General features: G+C 38.0%; 22 protein-coding genes, 1 tRNA gene and 1 pseudogene. 21 read left to right on the top strand and 3 right to left on the bottom strand.

The features are described 5' to 3' along the window. Positions 1–4: 4 nt before the first annotated feature. The 7 genes and pseudogenes from QS39_RS03735 (at position 5) to QS39_RS03765 (ending at position 6,728) form a co-directional block, all read left to right on the top strand. The gene (locus tag QS39_RS03735; RefSeq protein WP_077804666.1) at positions 5–760 is read left to right on the top strand and encodes a hypothetical protein; all 756 of its coding nucleotides are present in this window, start codon (positions 5–7) and stop codon (positions 758–760) included. A 1-nt stretch (position 761) separates the two neighbouring features. After that, positions 762–2,480, top strand: a complete 1,719-nt coding sequence (locus QS39_RS03740) for an ABC transporter ATP-binding protein (RefSeq protein ID WP_077804667.1) — start codon at positions 762–764, stop codon at positions 2,478–2,480. A gap of 224 nt (positions 2,481–2,704) precedes the next feature. Further along, positions 2,705–3,415, top strand: a complete 711-nt coding sequence (locus QS39_RS03745; protein ID WP_077804668.1) for an ABC transporter ATP-binding protein — start codon at positions 2,705–2,707, stop codon at positions 3,413–3,415. Position 3,416: 1 nt separating this feature from the next. Next, positions 3,417–4,202: an ABC transporter permease gene (locus QS39_RS03750; protein WP_077804669.1), complete on the top strand. Its 786-nt coding sequence runs from the start codon at positions 3,417–3,419 to the stop codon at positions 4,200–4,202. A 1-nt stretch (position 4,203) separates the two neighbouring features. After that, positions 4,204–4,923 carry an ABC transporter permease gene (locus QS39_RS03755; RefSeq protein ID WP_077804670.1) on the top strand — a complete coding sequence of 240 codons (720 nt, stop codon included), beginning with the start codon at positions 4,204–4,206 and terminating at the stop codon, positions 4,921–4,923. A 61-nt stretch (positions 4,924–4,984) separates the two neighbouring features. Continuing rightward, a pseudogene (locus QS39_RS03760) lies at positions 4,985–5,670 on the top strand (response regulator transcription factor). After that, positions 5,640–6,728 (top strand): sensor histidine kinase, encoded by a 1,089-nt coding sequence (locus QS39_RS03765; protein WP_049535582.1) that lies wholly within the window; start codon positions 5,640–5,642, stop codon positions 6,726–6,728. Before QS39_RS03760 ends, QS39_RS03765 begins: the two are co-directional and overlap by 31 nt. Positions 6,729–6,904: 176 nt before the next feature. Here the strand turns inward: QS39_RS03765 and yidC are convergent, their stop codons facing one another. Both yidC and QS39_RS03775 read right to left on the bottom strand, forming a co-directional pair. After that, positions 6,905–7,831 carry a membrane protein insertase YidC gene (gene yidC, locus QS39_RS03770; RefSeq protein WP_077804671.1) on the bottom strand — a complete coding sequence of 309 codons (927 nt, stop codon included), beginning with the start codon at positions 7,829–7,831 and terminating at the stop codon, positions 6,905–6,907. A gap of 77 nt (positions 7,832–7,908) precedes the next feature. Further along, a complete protein-coding gene (locus QS39_RS03775) occupies positions 7,909–8,187 on the bottom strand; it encodes an acylphosphatase (protein ID WP_077804672.1) in 279 nt (92 codons plus the stop codon). Positions 8,188–8,220: 33 nt separating this feature from the next. Here QS39_RS03775 and QS39_RS03780 point away from each other — a divergent pair, with 33 nt between their 5' ends. The 11 genes from QS39_RS03780 to QS39_RS03830 all read left to right on the top strand — a co-directional run bounded on the left by QS39_RS03780 (position 8,221) and on the right by QS39_RS03830 (position 17,031). Then, positions 8,221–8,961: a TrmH family RNA methyltransferase gene (locus QS39_RS03780; RefSeq protein ID WP_077804673.1), complete on the top strand. Its 741-nt coding sequence runs from the start codon at positions 8,221–8,223 to the stop codon at positions 8,959–8,961. A gap of 54 nt (positions 8,962–9,015) precedes the next feature. Then, on the top strand, positions 9,016–9,699 hold the full coding sequence (locus QS39_RS03785) for a Bax inhibitor-1/YccA family protein (RefSeq protein ID WP_077804674.1): 684 nt from the start codon (positions 9,016–9,018) through the stop codon (positions 9,697–9,699). A 111-nt stretch (positions 9,700–9,810) separates the two neighbouring features. Further along, on the top strand, positions 9,811–10,803 hold the full coding sequence (asnA, locus tag QS39_RS03790) for an aspartate--ammonia ligase (protein ID WP_000748003.1): 993 nt from the start codon (positions 9,811–9,813) through the stop codon (positions 10,801–10,803). A gap of 64 nt (positions 10,804–10,867) precedes the next feature. Then, complete coding sequence (gene rsmD, locus QS39_RS03795) at positions 10,868–11,407, top strand: 16S rRNA (guanine(966)-N(2))-methyltransferase RsmD (RefSeq protein WP_000706954.1); 540 nt, start codon at positions 10,868–10,870, stop codon at positions 11,405–11,407. Beyond that, on the top strand, positions 11,397–11,885 hold the full coding sequence (coaD, locus tag QS39_RS03800) for a pantetheine-phosphate adenylyltransferase (protein WP_077804675.1): 489 nt from the start codon (positions 11,397–11,399) through the stop codon (positions 11,883–11,885). Before rsmD ends, coaD begins: the two co-directional genes overlap by 11 nt. Further along, a complete protein-coding gene (locus tag QS39_RS03805; protein WP_077804676.1) occupies positions 11,869–12,906 on the top strand; it encodes a SepM family pheromone-processing serine protease in 1,038 nt (345 codons plus the stop codon). Before coaD ends, QS39_RS03805 begins: the two co-directional genes overlap by 17 nt. Before the next feature lie 57 nt (positions 12,907–12,963). Then, on the top strand, positions 12,964–13,194 hold the full coding sequence (locus QS39_RS03810; protein WP_077804677.1) for a DUF1146 family protein: 231 nt from the start codon (positions 12,964–12,966) through the stop codon (positions 13,192–13,194). 23 nt (positions 13,195–13,217) lie between these two features. After that, complete coding sequence (gene murA, locus QS39_RS03815) at positions 13,218–14,501, top strand: UDP-N-acetylglucosamine 1-carboxyvinyltransferase (RefSeq protein WP_077804678.1); 1,284 nt, start codon at positions 13,218–13,220, stop codon at positions 14,499–14,501. Continuing rightward, entirely contained in the window at positions 14,494–14,682 is a 189-nt protein-coding gene (locus tag QS39_RS03820) for a DNA-directed RNA polymerase subunit beta (RefSeq protein WP_025169706.1), read from the top strand. The genes murA and QS39_RS03820 overlap by 8 nt, the downstream gene beginning before the upstream one ends. Before the next feature lie 38 nt (positions 14,683–14,720). Further along, positions 14,721–15,545, top strand: coding sequence for a DNA-entry nuclease EndA (gene endA / locus QS39_RS03825; RefSeq protein ID WP_077804679.1), 825 nt, complete (start codon positions 14,721–14,723; stop codon positions 15,543–15,545). A 154-nt stretch (positions 15,546–15,699) separates the two neighbouring features. Then, positions 15,700–17,031, top strand: a complete 1,332-nt coding sequence (locus tag QS39_RS03830; RefSeq protein ID WP_077804680.1) for a hemolysin family protein — start codon at positions 15,700–15,702, stop codon at positions 17,029–17,031. Between the two features lie 196 nt (positions 17,032–17,227). Here QS39_RS03830 and QS39_RS03840 read toward each other — a convergent pair. Continuing rightward, positions 17,228–17,298 (bottom strand) — tRNA-Cys (locus tag QS39_RS03840). Positions 17,299–17,465: 167 nt separating this feature from the next. Here QS39_RS03840 and QS39_RS03845 point away from each other — a divergent pair. The 3 genes from QS39_RS03845 (at position 17,466) to oppC (ending at position 21,943) form a co-directional block, all read left to right on the top strand. Beyond that, complete coding sequence (locus QS39_RS03845) at positions 17,466–19,454, top strand: peptide ABC transporter substrate-binding protein (protein WP_077804682.1); 1,989 nt, start codon at positions 17,466–17,468, stop codon at positions 19,452–19,454. A 66-nt stretch (positions 19,455–19,520) separates the two neighbouring features. Next, complete coding sequence (locus tag QS39_RS03850) at positions 19,521–21,017, top strand: ABC transporter permease (RefSeq protein ID WP_077804683.1); 1,497 nt, start codon at positions 19,521–19,523, stop codon at positions 21,015–21,017. After that, on the top strand, positions 21,017–21,943 hold the full coding sequence (gene oppC / locus QS39_RS03855; protein WP_000103703.1) for an oligopeptide ABC transporter permease OppC: 927 nt from the start codon (positions 21,017–21,019) through the stop codon (positions 21,941–21,943). Before QS39_RS03850 ends, oppC begins: the two co-directional genes overlap by 1 nt. Positions 21,944–21,951 lie beyond the last annotated feature (8 nt).

Here is a 21,951-nt window from a genome sequence, read left to right on the forward strand (position 1 = left end):
TGAAATGAAAGATATTTTTTTGGCTGTATTAAGCACAACATGGAATAGAAAAGAAAGTAAGCTATTTTTACTTTTTAGTCTAATTCCTATTCTATATTTAGCTTCTACATTTATGGAAACAAGTTTTATGAATGTAACTTCAATAGAAACTGGCGCAAAATTAAGTTTTTTAGAAATGTATGATGGTATTTTTAATCTTTCTTTCAATTCAACTCTACCAACCTTATCCTTATTTTTACTAATTTTATCTGTAGTGAGAAGTGATATAGAATTACACCGACTTTTCTTATATAAGGATATAGAGAGGAAAAAGATTTTATTATCAAAAATACTCAGTATACTCTCTTTATTTGCTTTATTTGTTTTGATTTTTTCTTTGCTAATGTTTGGTGTTTATTATTTAAGAGTTATCCATCTTCCCTTCGCTTCAGGAGAATTTTTAGGTCAGGATAGTTGGTTGGCCATATTCTCTATTTTTGGAACGATTTTACATCATGTTTTTTATATATTTCTACTAACTATGATATCGCTGTTTTTCAGTAATATTGCAAGTATTGTAAGTGGCATTATTATACTCATTTTTACAGGTATTTTACCTCTATTTGGTAAAATTGGTTTGATTTTCCCAAATGGTTTTCGTTTATTAGCCGAGGAGGGGAATTTTCACTTAGCCTATATTGGAATTATTTCAATAACAACATTCTACTCACTTATTCTATTTTATTTTAGCTTAAAGAAATTTAGAAAGGTAGAATTTTAAAATGATAAAGCAAAAACAGTTTTATCAATATTTATTTCATTGTTTAGACAAACCAAGGTTCTTTATAGGTTTGTTCCTAAGTTTTATTAGCGCAGGAATGGGATTATTGATTCCTCAGTTTATAGGGAAAATGATGGATATGTCATTTTTGACATTTATTTTATCAAATCCGCTAATGCTAATAGGGATGCTATTATTCTTTTTATCTGTTTATACTTTACAGGCGATATCTTCTTATTTACTAGGAATGAGTGGAAATCAGGCTATGAAAAAGATGCAGGAAAGTCTTCATAGGAAAATTTTATCTTTATCAATAACAGATGTTGAAAGATATCAAGCAGGAGATTTATCAAACCGATTAACAAATGATATGTCGGTGGTATTAAAATTAATTTCGGTAACTTTTCCACAGGTCATTATGAATCTATTCATTATTGTGGGGACTGCTTATTTTTTAGTTTCAATTAATTTCTATTTAACGTTAGTTAGTCTAGTACTAATATTGTGCCTATTATTTGTAACGCTTCCTATAAATGCTAAACTAGAAATGTGTTTTTTGGATCATCAAAATTTATTAGGAAAATTAGCAGGAGATTTAGGTCATAAATTTTCTAAGTTCAGATTAATAAAGTCAATGAATGGTGAAAAGCAAGAAATAAAGATTATGTCTAAAGTTTTTTCTGAACTTTTCAAGAATTTTAGAAAAATATTAGCAATTTCCTCTTTTCAAAGTGCCTTGTTAAATAGTGTAATCATGTTTTTCATTTTGATTATTATCTTAATAGCTGGATGGCAAGTTCAGAAAGGAATAATGACGATAGTGACACTGACTACTTTCATTATTTATGTCATGCAGTTACTGGAACCGACTTCAGAATTAATCCAGTCTTTAGATGATTTTGCTGAAGTAAAAGGGGTAGGAACACGTGTAGTAGAGTTATTTAATTTAGCTTCAGAAGATAATAATTTCTCTTATACAGAAGTGAATGACTTCTCTATTTCCTTTGATGCTGTTTCTTTCAGTTATTCAGAACAAGAAAAACGTGTAATAGATAATTTAAGCTTTCACATTTCATCTGGGCAACATGTTGCGATTATAGGTCCAAGCGGTTCAGGTAAGACAACTCTTTTTTCTTTATTGATGAAATTTTATCAATACGATGCAGGAGAGATATTGATTGGGGGAAAAAGATTAAGGGATTTGTCTTCGGAGAATGTTCGTGATTTGATTAGTTATACTTCTCAAGATAATACTTTGTTTCATGGAACTCTAAGGGAAAATTTGAGTTATGGGAAAAATAGTAAGGTATCGGACGAGAGGATGTATTTTGTTCTAAAAGAATTAGACCTTCTTAGCTTGATGAATCAATTGCCTAAAGGTTTAGAGAGTCATATATCTGATTCTGGTCAAGGTTTATCTGAAGGTCAGAAACAGCGATTTAATATAGCACGTTCATTAATGCTTCCGAGCGATATCTATTTATTTGATGAAATTACTGCAAGCTTGGATGTAGAAACTGAGCGAATTATTACGAAGGCTGTGAACTCATTGACTGAAGGAAAAACACGACTAACAATTGCTCATCGATTATCAACTATCCGTGAAGCTGATATAGTGTTTGTTTTTGACGAGAATGGAAGAATTGTAGATAAGGGTAAACATGAGGAATTACAATTAAGAAATACTAGTTACCAAAGTTATCTACAGGAACTAAATTAAAGATATTAGAAAAAGTAGTTAAGAAATTTCTGATAGAAAAATTCTTAACTACTTTTCTGCTATGTGTCTATCTCATTCTGTAAGGTGCGAGACAAATAAATACATATAATTAAATGAAACAAAATTTTAAATCTTTTGACTCTCTAAATTCTGAAAAAAATCCGAAAAAGAATGTGTAAGATATAGTTACTTTTAGAAATATTAAATAGAATAGGAGAACATCTATGGAACAAAGTATTGCCATTAAAAATTTATGTAAGTCATATGGGCAAACTCAAATTTTAAAAGATATTTCTTTTGAAGCAAAAGCAGGTAGAGTGACTGCTTTCCTAGGTCCAAATGGAGCTGGAAAAAGTTCAACCTTACGTATTTTATTAGGATTAGACAAAGCAACATCTGGTCTTACCAAAATTGGAGATCAAACTTATAAGGAATTAAAATTTCCTCTAAAGATTGTAGGAGCTTCATTTGACAGTGTAGGAGCTCCTGATGATCGGACTGTTTATCAACATTTGAAAATTGTTGCTGCTAGTAATGGGATATCCAGTCAGCGAATTGATCAAGTCTTGGATATGGTGGATATTAGTCATAAGAAAAAATCTAAAATTGGGAAATTATCATTAGGAGAAGGACAACGCTTGGGAATTGCAACAGCTCTATTAGGAAATCCTCAATATCTGATATTGGATGAACCGACTAATGGGTTGGATCCAAGAGGAATTCGGTGGTTTAGAGAGTTTATAAAAAAACAAGCTCAAGAAGGGAAAACCGTCTTACTGTCATCTCATATATTGTCGGAAGTAGAAGCAGTAACAGATGATGTAGTTATCATAAATAAAGGAAAAGTTCTTATAAAAGGGACTTTACAAGAAGTGATGAAAAATCTTTCTTCACTAGAAGAAGTCTTCTTTAGTTTGACAGAAGGAGGAAAGTGACATGGCACTTATTTACTCTCTTCATTCTGAAATATTGAAATTACTTTATAAGAGAGCTACTCATATTGTACTATTCTTGATACTGGTATTTCAAACATTTTTAGCAAATATTGGTGCTTCTCAAATTGTTTCAGTTGGTATCCATGCTACACCAGAGACAAATCCAGAATTAGCAGAAGCTATACCTCCTATTGAATTTTTAGGTTTTGATGTCACTTTATTTGGTGTTTTTATTATGATTATCCTAGGCTCAATTTACGGAGCCGAGGAGTATAGATACTCTGCTATTCGTACAAGCCTCCTCTCTATTACAAATCGAAGTTCTTTCTTAGTTTCAAAAACATTAGTTTGGCTTGTGTTTTCATTTTTCATTTCCTTTCTATCGATATTCCTTACGATTAACATGACACATTATGTTTTAGGACAAGATGGCTTATTACTTTTTTCACTAAATGGGACAGTTTGGTTCTATATATTTTTAGCCAGTATAGCTTGGACCTTGTTGGGACTGCTGGCCTATATTATGGCTTTGACATTTAAAACAGCCATTGTTCCTCTATTATTTTTGCTTCCTCAAGTCTACAATTTAGGAACATTTTTAGCAAACTATATATCGGTTGCAAAATTTCTTCCAGTTGCATTGGGGCAAGGATTGATTGCTACATCTCCTCAAATTTTAGAACATAATAGTTTACAAAATATTTTATTTTTACTTTGTTGGAACTTCTCATTCTTGGCGTTAGCAATTTACCGCTTACTTAAGTCAGATATTGGAGGAGGTGAATAAGTTGAAAGAGCAACTTAAAAGTGAGTATCTCAAGTTTATGATGAATCCGTGGCACTGGTTGATTATAGGTGCTCTATTACTGTGTGTTCCAGCGTTAGTTATTTTTTTAAATAATAAGCCAGACCAGTTGACCCTACAGTTTGTTTTGGAACAGCTACTGCAAAGTCTCTATTTAGGACAGGCAGGTTTCGTTAGTCTAGCGGTTCTATTTATAGGTCAAGAATTTACAGGTTCTAGCCTTCGTACCAGTTTTCTTACCTGTCCAAACCGTTTGAAATTTATAATATCTAAACTAGCTATTGTATTATGTATGGAAATTGTATTATTGGTTGCTGTAATATCATTATGCATACTAATCGCGCAAGGATACTACAATATCAATCTTTTGAGTAATATTAAACATGTTCTAACAATTCTATTTCCAGCTTGTATTTCTATTCTAACCTTCTCTCTTTTAAGTGGTATTTTTGTATTTATTTCCCAGTCTTTTATCTTAATTTTGGGAATAAGTTTATCCCTTTTATTGGGGTTGGGACAAATGTTATTACAATTCAGTTCTTTTTTTAGAAATTTACCATTACTGGCTAGTATGAATTGTTTTTATACCTATCCATTGTCTCTTTATTATCCAGTGTGGCAAGGCTTAGGGATACAAATAGTTTGGTTATTAATTGTTTTTCTATTTGTTACATTGATACTTATAGGAAAAAATGTACGCTAAAGACAGGGGATATCCTGTCTTTTTCTCAGTTAGTGCTATAATATATTCAGGAGGGTGAGTTATGGCTTATAAAATTTTGGTTGTAGATGATGATCTTGCTATTCTTCGCCTAATAAAAAAGTACTAGAATATGAAAAATATGAAGTAGTCATACGAAATAAGATAGAAGAGATTGATCTTTGTGATTTTACAGGCTTTGACTTGATTCTATTAGATATTATGATGCCTGTTAGTGGTTTAGAAATCTGTCAGATGATTCGCGAGCAGATAACTGTTCCTATCTGTTTTATAACTGCAAAGGATATGGATGAAGACTTAGTAGCTGGAATCAATGCAGGTGCTGATGATTATATTATGAAGCCCTTTAGTATGCAAGAATTGTTAGCACGTGTTAAAATGCACTTGCGTCGTGAAGAACGGACTAAAGGAAATGTTCATCAAATAAAGATTGGGAAGCTTATACTATATACGGATAGTAAGGAACTATTTGTAAACGATGATAAGATTGCTCTGACAAGGAGGGAATTTGACATAGTGAATCTTTTGGCAAGCAACCCAAGTAAAATATATTCTATTGAGGAAATTTATAATTATCTATATCCACAAAGTTCAGAAGCTCTTTTACGTTCGGTTTCAGAGTACATTTATCAAATTCGTCAAAAGCTGAAACCTTATCAATTAAATCCAATTAAAACCTTGTACGGTGGAGGATATCAATGGGTAGAATCAAAAGTTTTAGACAATTAATTCGAGAAACCTGTTGGAGAATTATTTGGCAATTTAGTCTTGGCTTACTAATGGCCTATCTTATTCCTTTAGCTTCAGTATCTATACAAATAAATGAAGACGGGAAAACTTTAAACAATAGTGGTGTTCTATCAATCTTTTTTAATGTGTCATCATGGATATATATTTGTGTTTTATTGATTATTCTAATAAGTTATCACATTGGAAAATTGTTGAAAAAACTGAGTTATGAAATGACTTTGATTTATGAAAATAGTATGTGGTTGGAGAGGGAATGTACAGAAAGTTTAACGGTTAAAGAATTTCGTGAGACAGGAAATCGGATTATTGTGATGCAAGATAGAATTAGACAATTAATAGTTGATGAGAAACAGCAGAAAGAAGATTTGATGTTTCAGGTTTCAGCAGCTTCTCATGATTTAAAAACTCCCTTAACCATTATTAGGGGAAATGTGGAATTTTTGCAGGCGATAACTGAAAACGACCAATCTCAAGAATGCTTAGCAGATATAGAAAGAGCTAGTCAACAGTTACTAGATTATTTCAATCAATTGATTCACTATTCTAAAACCTATTATGATGATGAGACAGGCTGGGTGGAATATTCCTCTTCAGATTTTATCAATGAATTAGAGAAAGAAGTTTCTTTTTTGATAAAAAATCAGATGAAGTTTTCTTTTGAACAAAATGTGAACGGAACTGAAAACTATTATATAAATCCATCTCTTCTGATTCGTGCCATACAAAATATTTTAACAAATGCTTTGGAGTATGCAGATAAACAGAATCCTAAAATTAACATTAGGGTAGAGCAAGAGGGGAAAGAATTGAAAATAAGCATATGGAATAATGGTTCGGAATTTCCAGAGGAAGTTTTAAATAATTTTGGAAAGCTCTTTTATCGTATGGATAAAGCTAGATCGTATAAAGAGCAACATTATGGTATTGGACTTAGTTTTGTATGTAGAGTTGCAAAACTACACAAAGGCCGAGTTGAGCTTAGAAATAGAGACGCGGGAGCAGAAGTTTTAATAACTGTGAATTGTATTAAATCATAGCGAGTTACTTGTTAATTTATGATTGAATAGTTTTTATATGTGAGCTTTTAAACTATTTAACTTTTTCGACTAGTATAAGATGTAACGGTAGATAATAAAAACGAATGATGATATCTAGTTGATGAAAACTATTTATCATTCATTCGTTTTTTAATTATTGGATAATTTACGTAGCTTTATCTCGAACGTTGTTTTCCAGCGTTGCGATTTTTGTGTTTTTTCTTGCTTGTGATAGCAGTTGGTTGTTCAGGGGTAACGTCTTTTCGTCCACTTGGTTTAGAGAAAGCACTTGCTTTTGGTGGGTTCTTGGCTAGTTCTTCACGGACTTTTTTGCGAAGTTTTGGACGAACGATATAGTTGACGATAAACTGTTGGAGAATCATCATGAAACCACCGACAACCCAATAAAGTGTGACACTAGCTGGTGAGATGAGAGAGAAGCCGGCAATCATGACTGGGCTCACGTAAGCCATTTTCTTGATTTGATCTCTTTGCGTTTCATCTTCTACTCCGTGAAGTGAAAGGAGTGATTGAAGATAGTAAAGGACACCAGCGCAGGCAGCTAAAATCATACTTGGAGAGCCTAGAGGAATTCCTAGGTAACTTGCTTGAGCAACACCTTCAGTATATTGGGCAGCAAAGTAAATTGCAGAGAAGAAAGGCATTTGAAGGAGGATAGGGAAACATCCTACACCACCAAACATGCTGATGCCGTGCTCTTTTTGAGCAGCAAAGAGAGCTTGTTGGGCTTCGAGTTTTTCTTCTTGAGTTGTTGCTTCCTTGAGACGTGTTTGGTGTGGCTCAAGGACGTGCTTGAGGGCGTTCATCTTTTCAGAGTGAAGCGTTGCCTTCCATGATTGGTAGATACCAAGTGGCAAGATAATCAAGCGCACGATAATGGTTACGATGATGATAGCGATACCGAAGCCTAGACCTTTATCAGTAGCGAAGTACTTGATAGCTTCAGCCATAGGCGCTCCGATCGTATTCCAAATAAATCCTATTGGCTTTCCTGTGGCTTTATCGACGCTAACACAGCCAGTCAAGACTAGCAACATAGCCACTCCCATAGCCGAGAGTGCAAAACGTTTAATAGATTTCACTGTTTTTATTCCTTCTTTAAAAATTATACCTTTCTATTCTACTGTTTTTTTACAAAATATACAATAGTTCTAGAGACCTAATTTGCGATTTTAAAGTCAGGGTAGGGAGGAAAGTTGCTCAGTTGGACATCTAAGTAGCTGACTTTTGAAAAAGGTGTCGGTCCTTTTCGGATTTCTTGGATAAATTTTGCCATGATAGCAGATGAGTCTGCTTGGGCTAAGATTTCCACTGTGCCATCGTCGTTATTCCATACCCGACCTGTGATGCCACCAATTTCAAGTGCCAAGCTGTAAACACCCCAACGAAAGCCGACTCCCTGCACCCTACCTTGGACAATCATTCTAACCTTTTGCATACCAAACCCCTTTGATTGTGTTATAATATTTCTATGACTATTATAACCTCAAAAGCCAATTCTGTGGTAAAAAATGCCAAGAAATTACACCAAAAAAAATACCGCAAGTCTGCCTATTTGATTGAAGGATGGCACTTGTTTGAAGAAGCTGTTCAAGCTGGAGTGACGATTGAGAAAATCTTTGCCCTAGAAAATTACCGAGATCAGTTAGCTACTTTTCCGCAAACTGTCTGGGTGTCAGAGGATATTTTGCTAGATTTGGCAGATTCTCAGACTCCACAGGGAATTGTTGCGGTGGTTCAAAAAGAAGAAGTAGGACAAGTTGATTTTAGTCAGGGCAAGTTCTTGTTTTTGGAAGATGTACAAGATCCTGGTAATGTAGGAACCATCATTCGGACTGCGGATGCAGCAGGCTATACAGGAGTGATTGTTTCAGATAAGTCGGCAGATATCTACAGTCTCAAGACTCTACGTTCCATGCAAGGCAGTCATTTCCATCTGCCCATTTACCGGATGTCGAGTCAAGCGCTTCTTAAGGAAACCAAAGAGGCAGGTATCTCAGTGCTGGCAACAACCCTATCTAAAGATTCTGTTGATTACAGAGAACTGCCTCCTATAGAAAATTTTGTACTAGTCATGGGAAATGAGGGTCAAGGAATTAGTCCCCTTATGGCTGAAAGTGCAGACCAGTTGGTTCACATTAGTATGAAGGGGCAGGCGGAGAGTTTGAATGTTGCCGTTGCAGCAGGTATTTTAATTTTCCATTTAAGCTAATTTTAACTTTCTTTGTTATAATCAAGGAAAGATATTCATTGAAAAGGAGAAAAGATGAATCACACTATTATTCACGACCGCGCAGGTCTCAATCAATTTTACGCTAAAGTTTATGCCTTTGTTGGTCTGGGGATTGGACTATCTGCTTTGGTATCAGGCCTTATGTTGACGGTCTTTCAGTCTCAGTTAGTTTACTTTTTGATGCAGGGGCGTCTCTGGTTGACCATTGCAACCTTTGCAGAGCTAGCTCTGGTCTTTGTTGCCAGCAGTATGGCTTCAAAGAATAGTCCAGCGGCTCTTCCAGTATTTTTGCTTTACTCCGTTTTAAACGGCTTTACCCTTAGTTTTGTGGTGGCCTTCTATACTCCGGGTACAGTTTTATCTGCCTTTGTATCCAGCGCCCTTCTCTTCTTTGTCATGGCGGCAGTTGGTATGTTCACTAAAAAAGATTTGAGTGCTCTTGGTCGGGCTATGATGGCGGCTCTTATCGGTTTGCTGATTGCTATGGTAGTCAATATTTTCTTGGCTAGTGGTTTCTTTGATTATATGATTAGCGTAGCCATGGTTTTGGTTTTCTCCGGGTTGATTGCTTGGGACAACCAAAGGATTCGCCTTGCTTATGAGCAATCACAAGGTCGTGTAGCGACAGGTTGGGTTGTGTCAATGGCTCTCAGTATCTATCTTGATTTTATCAATCTCTTCCTAAGTATTTTACGTATCTTTGGTCGTAATGACTAGAAGGTCCCCAACATCAGTGTTCGAAGGAGCACTGATTTTTTTAAATTTGCTCTTTCCTTTTCTTGTAAATAGGTGTATAATGCTTTTAATTAATTTTTTGAGGAGTAGTTTATGAAGAAAAGTTTTATCCATCAACAAGAAGAGATTTCCTTTGTCAAAAACACTTTTACCCAGTATTTGAAAGATAAGTTAGAAGTTGTCGAAGTTCAAGGTCCTATCTTGAGCAGGGTCGGCGACGGGATGCAGGACAACTTATCAGGTGTGGAGAATGCCGTATCAGTCAAGGTTCTCCAAATTCCTGATGCTACTTATGAAGTGGTGCACTCCCTTGCTAAATGGAAACGCCATACCTTGGCACGTTTTGGTTTCGGTGAAGGTGAAGGTCTTTTCGTCCACATGAAGGCTCTTCGTCCAGACGAAGATTCGCTGGATGCGACTCACTCTGTTTATGTTGACCAGTGGGACTGGGAGAAGGTTATCCCAAATGGTAAGCGTAACATCGCTTATCTAAAAGAAACAGTCGAGAAGATTTACAAGGCTATTCGCCTGACTGAGCTAGCTGTTGAAGCTCGCTATGACATCGAGTCAATCTTGCCAAAACAAATCACTTTTATCCACACAGAAGAGTTGGTAGAACGCTACCCAGACTTGACACCGAAAGAACGTGAAAATGCTATCTGTAAAGAATTTGGAGCCGTCTTTTTGATTGGTATCGGTGGCGAGTTGCCAGATGGTAAACCGCACGATGGACGTGCACCAGACTACGATGACTGGACAAGTGAGTCTGAAAATGGCTACAAGGGTCTTAATGGCGATATTCTTGTTTGGAATGAGTCTTTAGGTGGAGCCTTTGAGTTGTCTTCTATGGGGATTCGTGTAGATGAAGAAACCCTTCGTCGTCAGGTTGCCATCACAGGTGATGAAGACCGCTTGGAATTGGAATGGCACAAGGCTTTGTTGAATGGCCTATTCCCATTGACAATCGGTGGAGGAATTGGACAATCTCGGATGGCCATGTTCCTACTTCGTAAGAAACACATCGGAGAAGTGCAAACAAGTGTTTGGCCTCAAGAAGTTCGCGATACTTATGAAAATATTTTATAGAGAATCGAACCGCAAGGTTCGGTTTTCTTTCTCTTTTCGCTCATAATTTGGTATAATAAACGGTATGAAAATCGTATCAGGAATCTATGGGGGACGTCCCCTCAAGACACTAGAAGGAAAGACGACAAGACCTACTTCGGATAAGGTTAGGGGAGCTATTTTTAACATGATTGGTCCCTACTTTGAAGGGGGACGAGTCTTGGATCTGTATGCAGGTAGTGGTGGTTTATCTATCGAGGCAGTATCGCGTGGCATGTCCAGCGCTGTTTTGGTGGAACGAGACCGTAAGGCTCAGGCTATCGTGGCTGAAAATATTCAGATGACCAAGGAAGTTGGAAAATTTCAACTCCTCAAGATGGATGCAGAAAGGGCATTGGAACAGGTATCTGGGGAATTTGACCTCATTTTCTTAGATCCTCCTTATGCCAAGGAACAAATCGTAGCAGACATTGAAAAAATGGCTGAGAGGGAGCTTTTTTCTGAAGATGTCATGGTCGTGTGTGAGACGGATAAGGCCGTTGAACTTCCAGAAGAAATTGCCTGCCTGGGCATCTGGAAGGAAAAAATTTATGGAATTAGTAAGGTGACAGTCTATGTCAGATAAGATTGGCTTATTCACAGGCTCATTTGATCCGATGACAAATGGGCATCTGGATATGATTGAACGGGCTAGCAAACTCTTTGATAAGCTCTATGTCGGTATTTTTTTTAATCCCCACAAACAAGGATTTCTCCCTCTTGAAAATCGTAAACGAGGGCTAGAAAAGGCTTTGGAACATTTGGAAAATGTTGAAGTTGTGTCTTCTCATGATGAATTGGTGGTTGATATCGCAAAAAGACTGGGGGTTACTTGCCTAGTGCGTGGTTTGAGGAATGCGTCGGATTTGCAATATGAAGCCAGTTTTGATTACTACAATCATCAGCTGTCTCCTGATATAGAGACCATTTATTTACATAGTCGACCTGAACATCTCTATCTCAGTTCATCCGGTGTTAGAGAGCTTTTGAAGTTTGGTCAGGATATTGCTTGCTATGTTCCCGAGAGTATTTTGGAGGAAATAAGAAATGAAAAAAAAGATTAGATGGCCCTTATATGTCATTGCGGCCTTGATTGTGACTTTCTTGGCATTTGTAGTGCCCTTGCCCTACTATATAGAGGTTCCAGGTGGTTCGGAAGATATTCGCCAAGTCCTTAAAGTCAATGACACAGAAGATAAGGAAGCTGGTGCCTATCAATTCGTTACGGTTGGTGTCCAACATGCCACTTTAGCTCATATGATTTATGCTTGGTTGACGCCTTTTACAGATATTCGTAGTGCTCAGGAGACTACAGGTGGATCTTCCGATATTGAATTTATGCGGATCAATCAATTCTACATGCAAACATCGCAAAACATGGCCAAGTATCAAGGGCTAAAAACTGCTGGTAAGGATATTGAACTAAAATATCTTGGGGTTTATGTTTTGACTGTGACGGATAATTCGACCTTTAAAGGGATTCTCAACATCTCTGATACGGTCACAGCAGTCAATGATCAGACCTTCGACAGTTCCAAAGATTTGATTGATTATGTCAATTCTCAAAAACTAGGGGACTCCGTCAAGGTCACCTATGAAGAGGATGGGCAAACCAAGTCTGCAGAAGGTAAGATTATCACCTTGGAAAATGGCAAAAATGGAATTGGAATCGGTTTGATTGACCGTACGGAAGTGACCAGTGATGTCCCAATTCGCTTTTCAACAGCTGGTATCGGCGGTCCAAGTGCAGGTCTCATGTTTAGTCTGGCCATCTATACCCAAATAGCTGACCCAGGCCTTCGTAATGGCCGTATCGTTGCCGGTACAGGAACCATTGACCGAGATGGCAATGTGGGGGACATTGGAGGTATTGATAAGAAAGTTGTAGCTTCGGCTAGAGAAGGTGCCGCGATTTTCTTTGCCCCAGATAACCCTGTTAGCGAAGAAGAACAAAAAGCGCATCCGGATGCGAAAAACAACTACCAAACAGCCCTAGAAGCAGCTAAAACAATCAAGACAGATATGAAAATAGTGCCGGTTAAAACCCTACAAGATGCAATTGATTACTTGAAAAACAATCCCTAGTTTTTAAGGGAAGTTTCCAAACTAGCGCACAAACAGAGAAGATGGTATAATAGTCAAATGGTTCAATTATTATTCACTCTAAGCAGTCACATGCTCTTTATTTATGTGAGTTTTTACCTTTTAAAGAATCTTGTTAGATGGGAAAAGGTTTTAAAAGTGACAACTGAGAATGCAGGAAAAGTTCGTTTACTAGTAGCCTTTTTCAGCATTGTAATGGGCTATATCATGAGTTCTTTCTTTATCAGCCTATATCAGTTGTGGCAAGAAGCGCTTAGAGGATTATTATAAAATCAAGAGTAAAGGAAATCAGTATGGAAAAAATTGTGGTTCAAGGTGGCGATAATCGTCTGGTAGGAAGTGTTACGATCGAAGGAGCAAAGAATGCAGTCTTGCCCTTGTTGGCAGCGACTATTCTAGCCAGTGAAGGAAAGACCGTCTTGCAGAATGTTCCTATCTTGTCAGATGTTTTCACGATGAATCAGGTGGTTCGCGGTTTAAATGCCAAGGTGGATTTTGATGAGGAAGCTCATCTTGTCGAGGTGGATGCGACTGGCGATATCACAGAGGAAGCTCCTTACAAGTATGTCAGCAAGATGCGTGCATCTATCGTTGTCTTGGGACCAATTCTTGCCCGTGTAGGTCATGCCAAGGTATCCATGCCAGGTGGTTGTACGATTGGTAGCCGCCCTATTGATCTTCATTTGAAAGGTCTGGAAGCTATGGGGGCTAAGATTAGTCAAACAGCTGGTTACATCGAAGCCAAGGCTGATCGCTTACATGGAGCTCATATCTATATGGATTTCCCAAGTGTTGGTGCTACTCAGAACTTGATGATGGCAGCGACTCTAGCTGATGGGGTCACAGTGATTGAAAATGCTGCGCGTGAGCCTGAGATTGTGGACTTAGCTATTCTCCTCAATGAAATGGGAGCTAAGGTCAAAGGTGCTGGTACAGAGACCATTACCATTACCGGTGTTGAGAAACTTCATGGTACGACTCACAATGTGGTCCAAGACCGTATCGAAGCTGGAACCTTTATGGTGGCTGCTGCTATGACTGGTGGTGATGTCTTGATTCGAGACGCTGTCTGGGAGCATAACCGTCCCTTGATTGCCAAATTGCTTGAAATGGGAGTGGAAGTGACAGAGGAGACTGAAGGAATTCGCGTTCGCTCTCAACTAGAAAATCTAAAAGCTGTCCATGTGAAAACTTTGCCACACCCAGGTTTTCCAACGGATATGCAGGCCCAATTTACAGCCTTGATGACTGTCGCAAAAGGGGAATCAACTATGGTGGAGACAGTTTTCGAAAATCGTTTCCAACACTTAGAAGAAATGCGCCGCATGGGCTTGCATTCTGAGATTATCCGTGATACAGCTCGTATTGTTGGTGGGCAGGCTTTGCAGGGAGCGGAAGTTCTTTCAACTGACCTTCGTGCCAGCGCAGCCTTGATTTTGACAGGTTTGGTAGCACAAGGAGAAACTGTAGTTGGTAAATTGGTTCACTTGGATAGAGGTTACTACCGTTTCCATGAGAAGTTGGCGCAGCTAGGTGCTAAGATTCAGCGGATTGAGGCAAGTGATGAAGATGAATAAGAAATCAAGCTACGTAGTCAAGCGTTTACTTTTAGTCATCATAGTACTGATTTTAGGTGTTTTAGCCCTAGGAATCGGTCTAATGGTAGGCTATGGAATCTTGGGCAAGGGTCAAGATCCATGGGCTATCCTGTCTCCAGCAAAATGGCAGGAATTGATTCATAAATTTACAGGAAATTAGGCTGGAGAACCAGCCTTTTTCTAAAGATAAGGAGAAAAATGAACAAAAAAACAAGACAGACACTGATTGGACTGCTAGTGTTATTGCTTTTGTCTGCAGGGAGCTATTATATCAAGCAGATGCAGTCGACAGCTAATAGTCCCAAAACCAAGCTTAGTCAGAAAAAACAAGCGTCTGAAGCTCCTAGTCAAGCATTGGCAGAAAGTGTCTTAACAGACGCAGTCAAGAGTCAAATAAAAGGGAGTCTGGAGTGGAATGGCTCAGGTGCTTTTATCGTCAATGGCAATAAAACAAATATAGATGCCAAGGTTTCAAGTAAGCCCTACGCTGATAATAAAACAAAGACAGTGGGCAAGGAAACAGTGCCAACTGTAGCTAATGCCCTCTTGTCTAAGGCTACTCGTCAGTACAAGAATCGTGAAGAAACTGGGAATGGTTCGACTTCTTGGACTCCTCCAGGCTGGCATCAGGTTAAGAATCTAAAGGGTACTTATACCCATGCGGTCGATAGAGGTCACTTGTTAGGCTATGCCTTAATCGGTGGTTTGGATGGTTTTGATGCCTCGACAAGCAATCCTAAAAACATTGCTGTTCAAACAGCCTGGGCAAATCAGGCTCAAGCCGAGGATTCGACTGGTCAAAACTACTATGAAAGCATGGTACGTAAGGCCTTGGATAAAAACAAGCGTGTCCGTTACCGTGTAACTCTTTATTATGCTTCAAACGAGGATTTAGTTCCTTCAGCTTCACAGATTGAAGCCAAGTCTTCAGACGGAGAATTGGAATTCAATGTTCTAGTTCCCAATGTTCAAAAGGGACTTCAACTGGATTACCGAACTGGAGAAGTAACTGTAACTCAGTAAAAGATAAGATAAACTCCTATGTCACTTGTGGATATAGGAGTTCTTTTTTGGACAATTTAAGTAGGACTAGAATAGACACTGAGAAAAAATAATATGTACTGGATTAAATTTTGTGATATAATAAAGGATAAGATACTATTTTAGGAGAAGAACTATGGAAGACCCAAGTAGTCAGAATTTGTTGCTACAATTTGTTTTATTGTTTATCTTGACGGTGTTAAATGCCTTTTTCTCAGCCACAGAAATGGCCATGGTTTCACTTAACCGTGCGCGTGTTGAACAAAAGGCAGAAGAAGGAGATAGACGCTATATCCGTCTGATGAAGGTACTAGAAAATCCTAACCACTTTTTATCAACTATTCAAGTAGGGATTACCCTGATTACGATCTTATCAGGGGCGAGTTTGGCAGAGACTCTGGGACGAGAAATTGCATCTTGGCTTGGAAATGGCGAAACAGCTTATGCCGTTGCAAGTTTTCTATCTTTAGCATTTTTGACTTATATTTCCATCGTTTTTGGGGAATTGTATCCTAAGAGAATCGCTCTTAATCTAAAAGATGCCTTGGCCATTCGTACAGCGCCAGTTATCATTGGACTTGGGAAACTAGTTAGTCCCTTTGTTTGGCTCTTGTCTGCATCTACCAATCTCTTGAGTCGCTTGACCCCTATGACCTTTGACGATGCTGATGAAAAAATGACCCGTGATGAAATTGAGTACATGCTGACCAATAGTGAAGAAACACTAGATGCTGACGAAATTGAGATGTTACAAGGGATTTTTTCACTGGACGAATTAATGGCCAGAGAAGTTATGGTTCCTCGGACGGATGCCTTCATGGTCGATATTCAGGATGAGAGTCAAACCATCATCCAAAGTATTTTAAAACAAAATTATTCTCGTATCCCTGTCTATGATGGCGACAAGGATAACGTGATTGGGATTATTCACACTAAGAGTCTCCTTAAGGCGGGCTTTGTGGACGGTTTTGACAATATTGTTTGGAAGAAAATCTTACAAGATCCACTTTTTGTTCCTGAAACTATTTTTGTGGATGACTTGTTAAAAGAATTGCGCAATACCCAAAGACAAATGGCAATCTTGCTGGATGAATACGGTGGTATGGCTGGTTTGGTGACACTTGAAGACCTCTTAGAGGAAATCGTTGGGGAAATCGATGATGAAACAGATAAGGCCGAAATCGAAGTTCATCAAATCGGAGAAGATACTTATATTGTTCAAGGTACCATGAATCTCAATGATTTTAATGACTACTTTGATGTCGAACTAGCAAGTGATGACGTTGATACCATCGCTGGTTACTATTTGACAGGAGTTGGGACCATTCCAACGACTGAGAAACTCAGTTATGAATTAGTCAGCCAAAACAAACAGCTTATCCTAACCAATGATAAAGTGAAAAATGGACGTGTTACCAAGGTAAAAGTCCAAATCACAGAAGTCGAAATAGAAGAAGAAACAGAGTAAATTAGAGGCTTTTGTCATCATGAGTGACAAAGCTTTTTTCAGTTGTTTTAAAAGGGAATAGTATCCTCGAAAAACTCAGCCCCAAACTTGCCCCAAAAGTTTTTTAAAGTTATACGTATTTATTCGAGGAAAAAAGAAAAAAGCCCTTTAAATTGGGCTTTCTGTTTAAATGAAACCTGATAAATCAAGTTATAGAAGGCGGTAGACGGATTTGAACCGACGATCAAGCTTTTGCAGAGCCGTGCCTTACCACTTGGCTATACCGCCTTAACGTTTATTATTATACCTTGAAAATGATTTTCAGTCAATAGCTTTTTCAGATTTTTTGTGTTAATAAGCCTAAATATTCTGAAAATTCGTTTACTTTTATTGAAATATCTTAAAATATATGGTATAATCAATAATAACCTATACTTTATAAGAGGAGTAAATAAATGAAAAAAAGTCGAGTGCTTGCTGTAGCGGGAGCTACCTTATTAGCGTCAGGAGTTCTAGCTGCGTGTTCAAACACTAGTTCAAATAATGCTAAACTAGCAAAAGATTACCAATATGTTTATCAAACAGATCCAGAAACTTTGGATTATATCGTCAGCAATATCGATTCAACATCATTCGTCACAACAAATGCTGTAGATGGTTTGTTGGCTAATGATAAATATGGTAACCTGGTTCCTTCTATTGCTGAATCATGGACAGTTTCAAAAGATGGGTTGACTTATACCTATAAAATCCGTAAGGATGCTAAATGGGTGACAGCAGAGGGAGAAGAATACGCTCCTGTAACTGCTAAAGACTTCGTTACTGGTTTGAAACACGCCGTAGATGGAAAATCAAAAGGACTTTCAATCGTTAGCTCTTCTATTAAGGGATTAGAAGCCTATATCAAGGGTGAAACAAGCGATTTTTCAACCGTTGGAGTAAAAGCGCTCGATGATCAAACACTAGAATATACCTTGAACCAGCCGGAAACTTTCTGGAATGACAAGACCACTAGTGGTGTTTTGATGCCAGTTAATGAAGAATTCTTAACTTCAAAAGGGGAAGGTTTTGGTGCCCCAACCGATGCTAACTCTATTCTTTATAATGGTCCATTTGTCTTGAAGGCTGTAACTCCTAAATCATCTATCGAGATGGCTAAAAATGACGCTTACTGGGACAAAGAAAATGTAAAAATTGAGAACGTTAAGTTCACTTTCTGGGATGGTAAGGATCAAGATGTAATTGCCAAAGGTTTTTCTGATGGTCAATATAGCAAAGCTCGTATCTTCCCTACAAGTTCTACATATGAAAAATATGCAGCTGACTTCAAAGATAACATTTACTTTAACGAACCAGGTGCTGGTGTTGCAACTGTCAGCTTGAACTATGGCCGTACAACCTATAACCACACTGCCAAAACAAGTGATGCCCAAAAGACATCTACTCAGAAAGCCTTGTTAAACAAGGAATTCCGTCAAGCATTGAACTTTGCAGTCGATCGCAATTCTTATTCAGCTCAAACAAATGGTACTGATGGAGCTGCAGTAGCCATCCGTAATACGTTTGCACCTTATAATCTTCAAGTTGGTAAGAAAACATTTGGTGAATTGGTACAAGATAGCTTGGCTAAGACAAATTCTTCTACTTGGTTAAACGTATCTCTAGCAGATTCTCAAAATGGACTTTACAATGAAGAAAAAGCGAAAGAAGTCTTTGCTAAAGCCAAATCAAGCCTACAAGCTGAAGGTGTTGAATTCCCAATCCACTTGGATGCTTTGGTTATCCAAGAATCAACAGCAGTTGTAAACCGTGTTCAATCATTGAAACAATCAATTGAAAAAGTATTGGGTTCAGATAATGTTGTTGTAGACTTACAACAAATGACTCAAGCAGAAGCTTTACCAATTTCATTTAGTGCTCCAACAGCTAAAGAACAAGACTGGGATATCCATACCTTGCTAGGATGGAACCCTGACTATCAAGATCCTTCTACTTTCTTGGATCAATTCGTCCTTAAGGGAGGAAGCACTCGCCTTTACCTTGGTATTGACCAAAACACAGATGCATCAGTAGTAAGCAAACTTGGTTTAGCTGACTATGGAAAATTACTTGATGACGCAAACAGCGAAAACCAAGATGTTCAAAAACGTTATGAAAAATACGCGGTGGCACAAGCTTGGTTGACTGATAATGCCTTGACAATTCCAGTAATGGCTTCTCCTAAAGAAACAGCCGTTTCATATGTCTCAAAAGTTCTACCATTTAGCTCTTCATATTCAGTAGCCGGCCTTAAAGGTGAAAATTCAGGATACTTGAAGTACACTGAAGTTGGTGAAAAAGCAATCACCAAAGAAGAGTATGAAAAAGCTCGTGAAAAATGGTTGAAAGAAAAGACTGAGTCAAACGAGAAAGCTCAAAAAGAATTGGCAAGTCATGTGAAGTAAATAATTTTCAATAGAACTTTCTCTCCATGAGGAGAAGGTTCTTTTGGGATTTTTAAAGGAAATAATATGAAAAAATATATTTTTATGCGTGTTTTGCGGTCATTGGTTTCGATTTTCTTAGTAACGACTTTGACCTACACGATTATCTATACCTTGGTTCCTCGAAAATTGATTTTCAAGCAGGACCCTAACTATAATAAAATCGCAACAACAGCTGATAAACGTGATAACTATGAAAATACTGTGTTTGAGCGTATGGGCTACATTGAGTATTACGATACTAAGGAGTTGCAAGAAAAGGCAAGTAGCATGGATTCTTCTGTAACAGTAGAGGCAAATGCGACTAATAAAGCTATTTATGAAAAGTACATCAATCAATTAGGTCATGGTTGGACTTTGGGAGAATTTACTGAAAGTGGTCAATTCTATGCTACTCGTGAAATTCCAATTTTTGAACGTGTTTTTCACTTCTATGCTAACTTGATTGACATTGACCATACAAATAAAATTCAAGACCCTGAAAATCCAGACTTGAAACGCTACCTTCGTTTCGAAAATGATCCAGCTATCGGATGGTCATTGGTCGGTTCAGGTACCAAACACAAATATCTCTTGTACTTCAACAGTCAGTTCCCATTTGTGCATCAAAATTTTGTGAATATCAATTTAGGTGACTCCTATCCAACCTATGCTAATACACCAGTTCTTCAGGTTATTACTCAAGGTCAAGGACAAACCAAAACTGCCCAAGTTCAGTTCCCAACAGGTAAGAAAACGTCTTCTGTAAATATTTACTCAAGAACCTACAAGTCACCTAGTCAGGCTGACTCTCGTGAAGTAGCTAGCTATGGGAAAGATGATCCTTATACAGCGACTGAAAGTAACTACCAATATCCTTCAATGATTGCCAGCTCTGCTGTTGTAGGATTGATCGGTTTGGTGATTTCTTATGCGATTGCCGTGCCACTTGGTTCAGCTATGGCTCGCTTCAAGAATACTTGGATTGATAGCTTTTCAACAGGGGCTTTGACCTTCTTGATGGCTCTTCCAACAATTGCCTTGGTTTATATCGTTCGTTTGGCTGGTTCTTCAATCGGTTTGCCAGATTCATTCCCTATCTTGGGTGCTGGAGATTGGCGTTCGTATGTTTTACCAGCAGTTATCCTTGGTTTGTTGGGTGCTCCGGGTACAGCTATTTGGATTCGTCGTTACATGATTGACTTGCAATCACAAGACTTTGTTCGTTTCGCTCGTGCAAAAGGTTTGTCTGAAAAAGAAATTTCAAACAAACACATCTTTAAAAATGCCATGGTTCCGCTGGTTTCAGGAATTCCTGGTGCCGTTATTGGGGTTATCGGTGGTGCAACCCTTACTGAAACAGTCTTTGCCTTCCCAGGTATGGGTAAAATGTTGATTGACTCTGTAAAAGCATCTAATAACTCTATGGTCGTTGGTCTTGTCTTCATCTTTACATGTATTTCTATCTTCTCACTTCTTTTGGGAGATATTTGGATGACCATTATTGACCCACGTATTAAATTGACTGAGAAAGGAGGCAAATAATGTCTACAATCGATAAAGAAAAATTTCAGTTTGTAAAACGTGACGATTTTGCCTCTGAAACTATTGATGCGCCAGCATATTCTTACTGGAAATCAGTGTTTAGACAATTTATGAAGAAAAAATCAACTGTAGTCATGTTGGGAATCTTGGTAGCCATCATTTTGATGAGTTTCATCTACCCAATGTTTTCTAAGTTTGATTTCAATGATGTCAGCAAGGTAAACGACTTTAGTGCTCGTTATATCAAGCCAAATGCGGAGCATTGGTTCGGTACTGACAGTAACGGTAAATCGCTCTTTGACGGTGTCTGGTTCGGAGCTCGTAACTCTATCCTCATTTCTGTGATTGCGACAGTGATTAACTTGGTTATCGGTGTTTTTGTCGGTGGTATTTGGGGTATTTCAAAATCAGTTGACCGTGTGATGATGGAAGTTTATAATGTCATCTCAAACATCCCATCTCTTTTGATTGTCATTGTCTTGACTTACTCAATCGGAGCTGGATTCTGGAATCTGATTTTTGCTATGAGTGTGACGACATGGATTGGGATTGCCTTCATGATCCGTGTGCAAATCTTGCGTTATCGTGATTTGGAATACAACTTGGCGTCACGTACTTTGGGAACACCAACCTTGAAGATTGTTGCCAAAAATATCATGCCTCAATTGGTATCTGTTATTGTGACAACCATGACTCAAATGCTTCCAAGCTTTATCTCATACGAAGCCTTCTTGTCATTCTTCGGTCTTGGATTACCGATTACAGTGCCAAGTTTGGGGCGTTTGATTTCGGATTATTCACAAAATGTAACAACCAATGCTTACTTGTTCTGGATTCCATTGACAACTCTTGTCTTGGTATCCTTGTCCCTTTTCGTAGTTGGTCAAAACTTAGCGGATGCTAGTGATCCACGTACACATAGATAGGAGTAGAA

The sequence above is a fragment of the Streptococcus mitis genome (assembly GCF_002005545.1).
GTDB lineage: Bacteria > Bacillota > Bacilli > Lactobacillales > Streptococcaceae > Streptococcus > Streptococcus mitis_I.